The sequence below is a fragment of the Parabacteroides sp. D25 genome (assembly GCF_000307475.1).
GTDB lineage: Bacteria > Bacteroidota > Bacteroidia > Bacteroidales > Tannerellaceae > Parabacteroides > Parabacteroides distasonis.
On the sequence record NZ_JH976501.1, the window covers coordinates 92073 to 104161 of the forward strand.

At 46.0% G+C, this 12089-nt stretch carries 9 protein-coding genes and 1 tRNA gene; 5 read left to right on the top strand and 5 right to left on the bottom strand.

Going from position 1 to position 12089, the window contains the following annotated elements:
- The first annotated feature begins 109 nt into the window (after nucleotides 1–109).
- Genes HMPREF0999_RS04065 through dprA form a run of 3 tightly spaced genes read left to right on the top strand, consistent with a single transcriptional unit; the run spans nucleotide 110 to nucleotide 2901 of the window.
- On the top strand, nucleotides 110–1369 hold the full coding sequence (locus HMPREF0999_RS04065) for a peptidase U32 family protein (protein ID WP_008773036.1): 1260 nt from the start codon (nucleotides 110–112) through the stop codon (nucleotides 1367–1369).
- Nucleotides 1369–1782, top strand: coding sequence for an acyl-CoA thioesterase (locus HMPREF0999_RS04070; RefSeq protein WP_005860009.1), 414 nt, complete (start codon nucleotides 1369–1371; stop codon nucleotides 1780–1782). Before HMPREF0999_RS04065 ends, HMPREF0999_RS04070 begins: the two co-directional genes overlap by 1 nt.
- Entirely contained in the window at nucleotides 1783–2901 is a 1119-nt protein-coding gene (gene dprA, locus HMPREF0999_RS04075) for a DNA-processing protein DprA (RefSeq protein WP_008773035.1), read from the top strand.
- A gap of 328 nt (nucleotides 2902–3229) precedes the next feature.
- Here dprA and HMPREF0999_RS04080 read toward each other — a convergent pair.
- The 4 genes from HMPREF0999_RS04080 to HMPREF0999_RS04095 all read right to left on the bottom strand — a co-directional run bounded on the left by HMPREF0999_RS04080 (nucleotide 3230) and on the right by HMPREF0999_RS04095 (nucleotide 8020).
- A tRNA-Leu gene (locus HMPREF0999_RS04080) sits at nucleotides 3230–3311 on the bottom strand.
- Between the two features lie 72 nt (nucleotides 3312–3383).
- Nucleotides 3384–4400: a S41 family peptidase gene (locus HMPREF0999_RS04085; protein WP_009275232.1), complete on the bottom strand. Its 1017-nt coding sequence runs from the start codon at nucleotides 4398–4400 to the stop codon at nucleotides 3384–3386.
- Between the two features lie 11 nt (nucleotides 4401–4411).
- On the bottom strand, nucleotides 4412–5281 hold the full coding sequence (locus HMPREF0999_RS04090) for a DUF3316 domain-containing protein (protein ID WP_009275233.1): 870 nt from the start codon (nucleotides 5279–5281) through the stop codon (nucleotides 4412–4414).
- A gap of 3 nt (nucleotides 5282–5284) precedes the next feature.
- A complete protein-coding gene (locus HMPREF0999_RS04095) occupies nucleotides 5285–8020 on the bottom strand; it encodes a DNA gyrase/topoisomerase IV subunit A (protein ID WP_005860001.1) in 2736 nt (911 codons plus the stop codon).
- 218 nt (nucleotides 8021–8238) lie between these two features.
- Here HMPREF0999_RS04095 and HMPREF0999_RS04100 point away from each other — a divergent pair, with 218 nt between their 5' ends.
- On the top strand, nucleotides 8239–9006 hold the full coding sequence (locus tag HMPREF0999_RS04100) for a porin family protein (RefSeq protein ID WP_005859999.1): 768 nt from the start codon (nucleotides 8239–8241) through the stop codon (nucleotides 9004–9006).
- 121 nt (nucleotides 9007–9127) lie between these two features.
- Entirely contained in the window at nucleotides 9128–9928 is an 801-nt protein-coding gene (locus HMPREF0999_RS22870) for a hypothetical protein (RefSeq protein WP_009275234.1), read from the top strand.
- 697 nt (nucleotides 9929–10625) lie between these two features.
- Here HMPREF0999_RS22870 and HMPREF0999_RS04110 read toward each other — a convergent pair.
- Nucleotides 10626–12062: a Gfo/Idh/MocA family oxidoreductase gene (locus HMPREF0999_RS04110; protein ID WP_005859995.1), complete on the bottom strand. Its 1437-nt coding sequence runs from the start codon at nucleotides 12060–12062 to the stop codon at nucleotides 10626–10628.
- Between the last annotated feature and the right edge of the window lie 27 nt (nucleotides 12063–12089).

Below are 12089 nucleotides of genomic sequence, written 5' to 3' on the forward strand. Positions count from 1 at the left end.
TCTCCAACTGGAACTATTCTTTCATGATGGGATGGAGGGTTTGTGCTTATAAGAAATCTTCTCAAATATTATTCGTACCTTTGCTACCGTAATATTAAAATATATAACCTTGAAAGAGAAGGATTTTGAAATAATGGCGCCTGTCGGTTCCTATGAATCGTTGATGGCTGCTATACAAGGAGGGGCCGACTCCATTTATTTCGGTATCGAGGGATTGAATATGCGTTCTCGCTCGTCGAATAATTTCACGACGGAGGATTTGCGTAAGATCGTCGCTATTTGCGGGGAACATGGTATCAAGAGTTATCTCACGGTTAATACGGTTATTTATGGTGAGGATCTTCCGTTGATGAGGGAGATCATAGACGCCGCTAAGGATGCGGGTGTCTCCGCCATTATCGCCGCCGATGTGGCCGCTATGAGTTACGCGAATAGCATCGGGCAAGAGGTGCACTTATCCACGCAGTTGAATATCTCGAACGTGGAGGCGTTGAAGTTTTACGCCCGCTTCGCCGATGTGGTCGTATTGGCTCGCGAATTGAACTTAAAGCAGGTGTATGAGATTTATCAGGAGATCGTGAAGCAGCAGATCAAAGGTCCGAAAGGGGAATTGATCCGCATAGAGATGTTCGCTCACGGGGCTTTGTGCATGGCCGTGTCCGGTAAATGCTATTTGAGTTTGCATGAGATGAACGCTTCCGCCAACCGGGGGGCTTGCATGCAAATTTGTCGTCGTGCCTATACGGTGCATGACAAGGATAGCCAGATCGAGCTGGATGTGGAGAATCAGTATATCATGTCGCCGAAGGACTTGAAGACGATTCATTTCATGAATAAGATGATGGATGCCGGCGTACGTGTGTTCAAGCTGGAGGGGCGTGCCCGCGGGCCGGAGTATGTGCGTCTCGTGACCGAATGTTATAAAGAGGCGGTCAAGGCCTATTGCGAAGGTACCTTCGATGAGGAGAAGGTAGCGGTTTGGGACGAGCGTCTGCGCAGGGTCTTTAATCGCGGTTTCTGGGATGGCTACTATCTGGGACAACGATTGGGTGAATGGAGCAGTAAATATGGCTCCGGTGCTACCCGTAAGAAAGTGTACGTGGCACGGGGTATCAAATACTTCAGCGGAATCGGTGTCGCCGAGTTTGAGATGGAGTCCGGTTCCTTGAGAGTAGGCGATGAGATCTTGGTAACAGGTCCCACGACCGGAGCCGTTATGCAGACCGTCGATGAGATCCGGGTAGACCTGAAACCGGTGGAGGAGACCGTGAAAGGGGAACGCTTCTCGATAAAGATGTCCGAGAAGATCCGCCCGTCCGATCGTCTTTATAAAATGGAGAAAGTACAAATCGAAAAAGAACTACGATAATGAAGGAATATATTTTTAAACTGACAGACAAGGTTCGCGATTATGAGTGCGATTTGCAAGGCGTGGTGAATAACTCCAATTACCAACATTATATGGAGCATACCCGGCATGAGTTTCTGGAGTCGTTGGGTGAGAACTTCGGCGCCATGCATGAGAAGGGCATCGATGCTTTTGTGGCCCGTGTGGATATCCAGTTCAAGAACTCCTTGCGGAGCGGCGATCGGTATACTTCTTGCCTGAATGTATATAAGAAAGGGGTGAAACTGGTGTTCGAGCAAGATATTTACCGGGAATCCGATGGGGCGCTGGCTACTAAAGGAGTCGTGGAATCCGTTGTCGTAGAGAATGGCAAATTAACCAGAGGAGAATATTTCGATGAGATGCTAAAGCGAATAGAATCAAAACAAGCATAAATGACAGACAAACAGATTTACCAAATTGGCCTTACTATGATTAATGGGGTGGGAGATATCCTAGCCCGCCATCTTCTGGAAGCGTTGGGAGATGCGGAGGCCGTGTTTACGGAAAAGCGCCAGTCGCTAGAGAAGATACCGGGTATCGGCGATTCGATTATCGCCGAGATTAAGCGGGCGGATGTGCTCTTACGGGCAGAGAAAGAATTGGCTTTTGCCCAAAAGAACGGTATCTCTATCTATTTCTTGAAAGATATGAATTATCCGGAACGTCTGCGGGAATGCCCGGACGCTCCGGTTTTATTTTATTTCAAGGGGAACGCGGATTTAAACGCCGCCCATATCATCAGCGTTGTGGGTACTCGTAGGGCCTCCGCTTATGGACAGGAAGTGACCGAGCGTTTATTGCGGGATTTGTCCGTGAGTTTCCCGGATCTATTGGTCGTTAGCGGACTCGCGTATGGCATCGATATTTGTGCCCATCGGAATGCGTTGAAGAACCAATTGCCCACGGTGGGCGTATTGGCGCATGGTTTGGATCGTATCTATCCTCCCGTGCATCGCTCTACGGCGATCGAAATGTTGGATCGGGGAGGTTTGTTGACCGACTTTCCTAGCGGGACGAATCCAGATCGGCAGAACTTTATCCGGCGAAACCGGATCGTAGCCGGTCTGGCGGATGCCACGATCGTTATTGAATCAGCGGAGAAAGGAGGCTCTTTGATCACGGCGGATATCGCTTTCTCGTATGGCCGGGATGTCTATGCCTTTCCGGGCCGGGTAACGGATATCAACTCTAAGGGATGTAATAGCTTAATCCGGCAGAATAAAGGAGGCTTGATCACTTGCGCTGACGATTTAATCATGGCGATGCGTTGGGATGTCGCTCAAAAGGCAGACGCGTTACCGGTCCAAACCCAATTATTGTTTCCGGAGAACGAGGAGAGCGAACGGATCTTGTCGTTCTTGGAGACGCAAAAGGAATCTCATATCAATGAATTGTCCGTAGCCTTGAATCTTCCGGTACATCAATTATCTTCTCTGCTCTTTGAGTTGGAATTGGATGGAAAGATAAAATCGATGCCGGGAAGCATCTATAAACGAATGAAACCCCTATAAATAATTAAAGCCTGTCTCACGACAAGCCCTAACCAAACTTTGTTAACCTTAAATCTAATACTATTATGAAAAAACCACAATGCAAAGATAAGCTTGTAAAGCCCCTTTGTCAAGGGTTTTGAGTATAACTTGTGTTAAACAACATGCCAGTCCGGTGTAAAAAATGTTTTTGAATTTGAAACTATACAGAATATGCGCAAAATCTTCTAAAATTAACAATTTGGATGTTGTTTGTAATCCTTGATCTTCACAGTGCTTGTATATATGGAGGAGGTTTATCCATACTAAAAAATCCTTGTAAGCGAACTTACAAGGATTTCTGGATTTGTGCGGCTGAAGGGACTCGAACCCCCACGCCGTGAAGCATCAGATCCTAAGTCTGACGTGGCTACCAATTACACCACAGCCGCATTGGAATCGTGTGCAAAGGTAATGCTTTTTTATAAACTTGCAAATATTTGCGTTGTTTTTTTAGCGAAACCTTATTTCTTCTCGGTCTCGGACAAGAGGTGGGTGATCGCCGCCTCGATAATCGTATCTTTACCTTTCTCGATATCTTCTTGGGTCATAGAAACCTTATATGTAGGATCGATACCGAATTCCGTATGCTGTTTGTTTACATCTAGCATGGGAGACGCGGAGAAACGGACACCCCAGCCGTTGGGCAACTCGGAGTTAAAGGGGAAGCCACTACCGCCTCCGGTGCGATCTCCCATCGTCGTTACATAAGGCATCATGCGTACTTTCTGCACGAAATCGTTGGCGGCGCTGTAGCAATGACGATTCGTTAAGACCACGACAGGGCGTAACCAGCGGATACGCTCGGAAGGTGAGAGATAAAGGGGATAAGGTTCGGAAAAGTCATCGTGCCCTTTACCCGTCTTATGTTGGATATAGCCGATCAGTATCTTTTCCTCCAAGAAACGGGAAGCGATGCGATCGGCGTTTGATAACATGCCACCGCCATTATCCCGAATATCGAAGATCAAACCTTTGCAATCCTTGAATTGATAGAATATGTGATCCAAACCGCTTTCGCCGGCCGAACTGGAAAAGCTACCGTAGTAAATATACCCGATCTGCCCGTCACTCAATGTCGTGTATTTAAGTCCTCCGGCGATCGAGTAGTTCCTTCCGAGATAATTCTCTTGTATGTCCGAGTCGAAATTATCCGGATAATCGAGATACCAATCCCAATAGCGGGACATATTGAAGGTGGATATCAAATTGGTATGCCCGTCTTTCAGCTCGTTTAGCATATCGCCTAATACGTCAAATAGGACGTATTGGTTCATCGTATCGCTTATCTGTGTCTTATAACGGTCGTGAACCTCGTTCCAATTAATGTCCTTGTATTCGAAGAAGCAGTAATTCTCATCCAATATTTTCCAAAGCGCCTCAAAGTTCTCCTGTGGGGAGGCCACGTATTCGTCCGATTTCTCACATCCGGTAAACAGGAATCCGAGAGATATACATATATATATAAGGTATCGTTTCATTTGATTTCCTTTTAATAATAAGCGCTTCTGAACCGCTGAGTATTCTTTAGGCGTTTTCCTCCGAAAGAGATGAATTCTTTCACGAGGCCGATCATAAAAGAGTGAGAGATTATATGAGACTGTATCCCATTGACATCTGTACGGTAAGAGCTGTTTAGGTAACCTGCCCGTATCGTAAAATTACAAACCGGGAAATCTACCGTGAAAAAGTTCTTCATGGCGAATTTATTATGGAAGGAATTGAATTGCACCACTCCCGAGGCATTCCCTAGGTTGAAGATCTCGTAATACGATTGCCCGTAATGGGGGGAGAATAAAACACCAGCGAAGGGGATCGTGAACTGGTAGCGTAGCGTCATGGGATATTCCTTGACGCGTAACTTATAGATCGCCATGGCGGAGATGTTCAAATCGATATCCGCTTTCGCTGAGGCCGGGTTATTTCCGTTGCGGGTATTGTATATAAAACCACTCATGCCATGCACGGCACCACCCGCCAGAAGCTTTAAATCCGGCAATACCGTGGGCAAATGATAATAGTAACCCAACGTATAATCGATAAAGCCCGCGAAATCCGTAGCGGTAGAGGCAGCATTATCCGTGCTAGCCAGATCGACGCTTATGATTTGCTGTCTGGATACCCGATAGTTTGCCAGTCGGACCCTCTTCATCCGTTCATTCATTACCCGTAATCCGGGGCCTGTATATTTCTTATCTTCCATGCTGGGAGATAAATAGGTGTCCATTAGGTTGTAGCTTCCTATACCGACCATGGTCCCGCTGTTGATAGACCAAGGGATCTCGTCTCCATCGGACTGGGCCTTGGCCGGTGACGCGAGAAACAGCAGGAACAAACCAATCAAACAGGTGATAGCTTTCATAGGTTATTCGTCAAACAATTTCATCTGTCCCGTAATTTCATCGATAATATCCGTGGTACTCTGCCCGTCGTCAGTGTCGTTTCCCTCCTCATTGCCTTCGGTATCGTCTGATTCCGATGCGTTTTCGGAAGGGACGAAGCGATTCGGTTCCAGCTCATTGATTGTCTCGACCTCAAATGTAGAGATTCGTTTACCTTTGGCTTTGAAGCCTTTCACCGCGATAAATTCGTCGGCATCGAGGATGAGAGCTTCCCGGAAGGCGTCGTGGCCTCCGAAGATCACCTCGATACGAGGATAGACCTCATCCGTAAGCAACATCAAGCGGTTCTTAGGATTCTCTCCTAGGAAATTCTGCTTCCGGGTGTTTACCTCCAGCAGGAATCGTTTGATATAATAATATTTCTGATCCGCGTCGTATAATACGGCAGTCCATATCTTGCTCGGCTGGTATTTCTCGATGACCATGATATTGGACTCGTAGTGATTGCTAAGGTCAAAATTCGTGACGTAGAAATCGCCGTTCGGCAGGATCACCAATATCTGATCGTTGCTATGGAACTCGCCTAGCTCTTCTCCCCGTCCATCGTAATTTAACCGGAGTACGTCCCAGTCGAACCATACTTCCCGGCCTCCCAAGGTGGAAGAGCCTTTCTGCTTGAGGCTGATCTTGTGCACTTCCGCTTTCGTCAGGATATTACCTTGAGAACCCCGTCCCTTAATGGCTATCTCGCTGAAGTTCTTTTCGAAGACGAGTAGTTTCTGCCGGGGTTTGGGTTTCAGGATTACCTTGACGGTCTCCGCCTCTCCGTTCGGGTTTGCACTGAAGTAAAGGACACGGGAGTTTTCCGTACCTTTGGTCAGGTCGTATTCCCGATCGCGTGTAGCGCCCGTGACAGCGAAGCGTTTGATGTAATTATATCCGAACTTACCGTCCCGGTATATGACGTTGTAAATCGTCCGGTTGTCGTTACGCTTAAATACGTTGACATATAGAATATCCTTACCGATAAAGATCTTATCCGCTACCTTGACGATCTTATAAGTACCGTTGCGATAGAAGATAATGACATCGTCTATATCCGAGCAGTTACATATGAACTCGTCCTTTTTCAGTCCCATGCCGATGAAACCTTCTTGACGGTTGATATACAATTTCTCGTTCGCCTCTACGACCTTGGTCGCCTCGATCGTGTCGAAATTGCGTATCACGGTATGGCGGGGGTAAGCCTTGCCGTATTTCTCTTTCAGCATGGTAAACCAATCGATGGTATAGTCGACGATATGTTCCAGCTTATCGTTGATCTTGGCGATTTGTTCCAAGGTCTGGGCGATGAACTCGTTACTCTTGTCGGAGTTGAACTTTAAGATACGTCCCATCTTGATCTCCATGAGTTTCAGGATATCGTCCCGGGTAACCTCACGGATAAATCGGGGCTTGAACGGCTCTAAACGAAGGTCGATATGGGATATCGCCTCGTCCATGTTCTTGGCGTTCTCGAATTCCGGATCTTTATAGATGCGCTCCTCGATAAATATCTTTTCAAGGGAGGCGAAGAACAGGGCCTCCTCTTGCTCTTGTTTCTGGATCTTGAGCTCTTCCCGTAAAAGCTCCAACGTACGATCCGTAGAGTGGCGGAGCACATCGCTGACCGTAAGGAAATGCGGCTTGTCCTCCTTGATCACGCAGCAGTTCGGGGAGATACTGATCTCACAATCCGTAAAGGCGTATAAGGCATCGATGGTCTTGTCTGAAGAAACCCCCGGAGCGAGATGCACCAAGATCTCTACATCCTTGGCGGTATTATCGTCTACCTTCTTGATCTTGATCTTTCCTTTATCGTTCGCTTTTAGGATGGACTCGATCACGGTAGAGGTTGTTTTTCCATACGGGATCTCCGAGATCACCAATGTCTTATTATCGAGCTTGCCGATTTTCGCACGGACTTTCACCGATCCACCCCGTTCTCCATCATTATATTTGGCTATGTCGATAGAGCCTCCTGTCTGGAAATCCGGGTATAACGCGAATTCCTCTCCCCGTAGATAGGCGATGGAAGCATCTAATAACTCATTGAAATTATGAGGGAGTATCTTGGAAGACAGGCCTACGGCGATACCTTCCACGCCCTGTGCCAGCAATAAAGGGAATTTTACCGGTAAGGTAACCGGTTCCTTATTACGCCCGTCGTAAGAAAGCTGCCAAAGGGTTGTCTTGGGATTGAATACGGTCTCCAAGGCAAACTTGGAAAGGCGAGCCTCTATATAACGAGGAGCGGCGGCTCCGTCTCCCGTCAGGATATTACCCCAGTTTCCTTGGCAATCGATCAATAGATCCTTTTGTCCCAATTGCACCAAGGCATCTCCGATAGAGGCGTCTCCGTGAGGGTGGAACTGCATCGTATGACCTACGATATTCGCAACCTTGTTATACCGCCCGTCATCCAACCTTCTCATGGAGTGCAGGATACGTCGTTGTACGGGTTTCAGTCCATCGTTGATATGCGGAACGGCCCGTTCCAAGATCACATAAGAAGCGTAGTCTAGGAACCAGTTTTGGTACATCCCAGACAAATGATAGGTCGTGACACGTGTATCCCCTTTCCCCGGGACTTTATAGTCGGAATGGGTATTCGCCTCTTCCTCCGTAGTCTCGTTATCTTGGGTATCACTATTTATATCCTCAATTTCCTCGTTTTCCTTATCCTCGATATAATCGTCTTCTTTATCTTCCGGTCTCATAAAATCCAGTTCTTTCTACACAACGCTATTACGCCAAATTGCTAACAGGGTGTAAATATAGCAAATATTCGGCAGTTTTTATAAGAATGAGGCTTTTACGAGAGTGAGTTTGCGTTAAATAAAGAGATTTTATAAAATAAATATTTAGGTGGTAGGGGTTTTTCAGAATCTTTTGTCTTATCAATAACAATTGATATTTACATATAAAAGAATATGATATGAAGAAGCTGATTTTATTTGTGTTATGCGCTTTGAGCGGCTTGATGGTGAGCGCTCAATCACGCTGGGGGATTACTCCGGAGGGTGGATTTGCTGCGGTTAATCGTGTTGGAATGGGCTCTAGCTGGCGTGCGGGGGTTAAGGTAGGCGTTGGTGTATCTTACCAGTTTGAACCGGGATGGATTGGATTGAAATCCGGTCTATATTATGCGAATAGAGGGTATTCGTTGGGAGATTATCCGAGAACGACGGAGTCTGCCACGTATGTCTTGAAAGAGATGATGACCGGTGGTATCACGCAACATTTTTTGCAATTGCCCGTGATGGCTGATTTCTCATGGAAAGTGTCGAAAGAGGTACGTATGCATTTAGCGGTCGGTATGTATGCCGGTGTATCTGTCAAGAATGATACGAATTGGGGATCTTCGTTTACGATGGGGTATTCGAAGGAGCCGCAGGCGCTTGGTAAATATGTCAAATCTACTGGCCTAGGGTATAGTTATGGTTATGGCCATTCGGGATATGATGAGGCTGAAAACGCCGATCATCCATTTCGAGACGTGAATTCTTTTGATTGGGGATTGACAACTTCTTTTGGTATAGAGGTGAATAACTGGGTGATGAATCTGGGGTATGATCTCTCTCTAGGTGATGAGGGCGGTAACTATAAGATCGATGGCGATAATTTCTCTCTGTATGAGGTAAGAAGTGTCGGTGCCAATTACAATACGATGAGTCTGACGGTTGGGTATAAGTTCAAGCTTTAACGGCAAATCACTCATAGGATACGAATCTGACGAATATTCGGTGTCTTTTTTTAATAGATACGCAGCTTTTGAGATTGTTTGATCATCTATAACTTATAGAAACTTAAATAAATAAGATATTATGAGAATCATCAATCCGATAGGTGGGATCATCCTGCTTTTTGTCTTGCTGGGCACTCTGGGGTGTAGCGAGGACTCATTTCAAGATGAGGCTAAGCCGGTGATTTGTCCTAGTGTTGTTTATCCGGAGGGAGCTAAATTGGCACGAGTTTGGTACGGTGCGGGTATTTCCTCTCCTCAGAGTCTGGCGAAGGAATATGTGTACGATGAGTCGGGACGTATCTCCAAGGTATTACATCCATTGAATACGGAGGATGGAGAAGGATACTTGATTGGCTACGTTGAATATGTTTATGACGAGTGGGGTTTTTTGTCTAAAGAAGTTTACTTCAACAGAAACCTAGATCAGACGTATCATAATTTGTCTACGCTTCATTATAAGTATGATGAGCAAGGTCGGAAAATAAAGGAGATTACTGAATATCCGGTTATTGGCAAGAGCAAGGTGACAGTCTTTTCTTATAAGAATAATCTTCTGGAACGGAAAGTTGAGTACGACGAACTCGGCCGGAAGCTTACTTATACGGACTATGAGTACGATGAGACAGGGTTGTTGACAAAAGAAACGATTCGTGATCCCGAAACGTCCGAGGTTCTCCGATATAGCGAGTACCGTAATGAGAACGGATTGAACATGGAGATCATGGTTTATGCCGACCTTCCAACAGAAAAAGAATCCATAGAGCTTCGTCGGATCACGAAGTCCTATGATCAGAATGGCAATCTGCTTCAATTAGTCTCTGAAGAATTAGCTTCTTCTAGCTCCCAGTCGAGTTTCTCGGAGTCCTATGAGTATATTTGAAGGCGTTCGTGATGACTTTATTCGATATGGAATGTCATCACGAATGTTTTTTCCTTCGTATAGGGGGCCTATTCGTCCAATCCTTGTTCGTTCGGATTTCCGTTCTTCATGAAATACCCTTATACAATAAGACCCCTTCCGTAGTTGTTCTCACTCCTTGTACTTTTCCTTCGGTAATTTGAAAATTCTTTTAGTTCTTATGGTTTTCTATATTTGCCATAAATATAACAAAAAATGCAGAGCGTAGCGTCGGGATTAAAAGCAAAAGTGGGTTTCTCTTAGAGGTAACAAAAGTTTCATACTGAGGAAACTTTAGTTTCCCTATAGAGAAACAAAAGTTTTCCGCTTATTAAACTTTTGTTTTCATATGGAAAAACTTTTGTTTTTTAGGCTGAAAAACTACAAATAACTAGATGCTAATATTTTATATATGTTGAAAGGAGATTGGATAATGCTATATGGTGAGGGTAGAGGATCGTTGTGTTAGGTGAAGGAAAAGTGGTAAATAGCAGTAAATAGTGGTAGATAGAGCCAGATAATTGTAGATGTTTTTTATCTACCACCATGAACTAAATATCCTAAGGCCAGATGATTGCAGGGATAGTTGTAGATATTGTAGCAAATGGGCTTGTAAATTATATGGGAGAATTGAAAGTCAAAGCGATAAACAAATAACTTTCAATTCTCCATTTTACAATTAAATGGTATAATATTGTTCCCATCCTTTGCGAGGCGGCAAACCACACAGCATCTTATTCGCTTCCGGATCGTTCGTGATCTGTTTCGTGTCACGATCGAAGACGAGCTTGCGGTTCAAGCGCTGGCTTAATACGCCGAGACAGAATACCTGACTTAATGGGCCGGCGATAGAGAACGGTGAGCGGGTTTTCTCCTTACCCATACAACTTAGCAGGAAGTTCGCGAAATGGTTAGACGGGCTTTTCGGCACTTCCGGTAAGCGGGATTCCATCTCTTTCGCTTTCTCATCCGGGATGATAGATAAGGTACTTCCATGAGAACCACCCTTGAAGGTTAATTCTTTCGAGTAGATTTCCTTGCCCGGGTTCAACTTAGCCGGTTGTATCTTCCCTCCGGCTACGGTCGGGATGTTCGGGTCGAGCTCCGAGACACCATAACCTTCCGGTACGGCGGGGATATTGTCCAGTCCATCGTACCAAGTGATATCCACGGCCGGCATATTCCCTCTTTCCGGGAATTTAAACAGAAGGGTGGATGACATCGGGAAGAAGAACGGGTTATGGTCTTTCAAATAAAGCGGATTTATTTCTGTAGGCAATCCTAAATCTAGGAATTCATGTGCCGTATCCAAAATATGCGCTCCCCAGTCTCCTAAGACACCCATTCCGAAGTCGTACCAACAACGCCATTGTCCCAAATGGTAGTCATGGTTGTAATCATGATATTGGGCTACGCCGATCCATGTGTCCCAATCCATCGTCTCGGGAACCGGTTCTCCCATAGGCATATGCCTAATATTCGGGTTCCATCCGTGCCAGCGACGCGGATTATTCATATGGGCGGTAATGGCGGTAACATCCTTGATAATACCGGCCTCTTTCCATGCCTTGAATTGGAAATAGTTCGCCTCGGAATGTCCTTGGTTACCCATTTGGGTGACAACGCCGTATTTCTTCGCTCCACGCATCATGATCTCTATTTCTTGGAACGTGCGGGCCATCGGTTTCTCTACATATACATGTTTGCCGTGCGCCATCGCCTCGATCGTGATCGGGAAGTGGGAATGATCCGGCACGCCTACGCTGACGGCATCGATCTTGTCCGCCATCCGGTCGAACATCGTGCGGAAGTCCTGAAAACGGGCCGCTTTCGGGAACATGTTGATAATCTCTTGCGTGTGAGGGGCTCCCATGTCCACGTCGCAGAGAGCTACCACGTTACACAGACCTGTGTTATACAATTCCTTGGCGATCTCGCCCCCTCGTTGTCCGATGCCGATGAACGCTATATTTACCCGGTCATTAGCGCTGATTAGCGGGGAAGTAGGTAGAACACGTCCGTGGGCGGGTGTCCAGAACGACGGGATGGCTGATACTGCCGATAAGGCTAGCGCTCGCTTAAGGAACGAGCGGCGTGAGATTTCTTCTGATTTCATGGTATTATCTTGTTTAAATTATACTGT

What these genes read in the sequence shown, in the direction of transcription:
- dprA (WP_008773035.1), top strand. Translation starts at nt 1,783, where the DNA reads ATGACAGACAAACAGATTTACCAAATTGGCCTTACTATGATTAATGGG.
- HMPREF0999_RS04070 (WP_005860009.1), top strand. Translation starts at nt 1,369, where the DNA reads ATGAAGGAATATATTTTTAAACTGACAGACAAGGTTCGCGATTATGAG.
- HMPREF0999_RS22870 (WP_009275234.1), top strand. Translation starts at nt 9,128, where the DNA reads ATGAGAATCATCAATCCGATAGGTGGGATCATCCTGCTTTTTGTCTTG.
- HMPREF0999_RS04100 (WP_005859999.1), top strand. Translation starts at nt 8,239, where the DNA reads ATGAAGAAGCTGATTTTATTTGTGTTATGCGCTTTGAGCGGCTTGATG.
- HMPREF0999_RS04095 (WP_005860001.1), bottom strand. Translation starts at nt 8,020, where the DNA reads ATGAGACCGGAAGATAAAGAAGACGATTATATCGAGGATAAGGAAAAC.
- HMPREF0999_RS04110 (WP_005859995.1), bottom strand. Translation starts at nt 12,062, where the DNA reads ATGAAATCAGAAGAAATCTCACGCCGCTCGTTCCTTAAGCGAGCGCTA.
- HMPREF0999_RS04090 (WP_009275233.1), bottom strand. Translation starts at nt 5,281, where the DNA reads ATGAAAGCTATCACCTGTTTGATTGGTTTGTTCCTGCTGTTTCTCGCG.
- HMPREF0999_RS04085 (WP_009275232.1), bottom strand. Translation starts at nt 4,400, where the DNA reads ATGAAACGATACCTTATATATATATGTATATCTCTCGGATTCCTGTTT.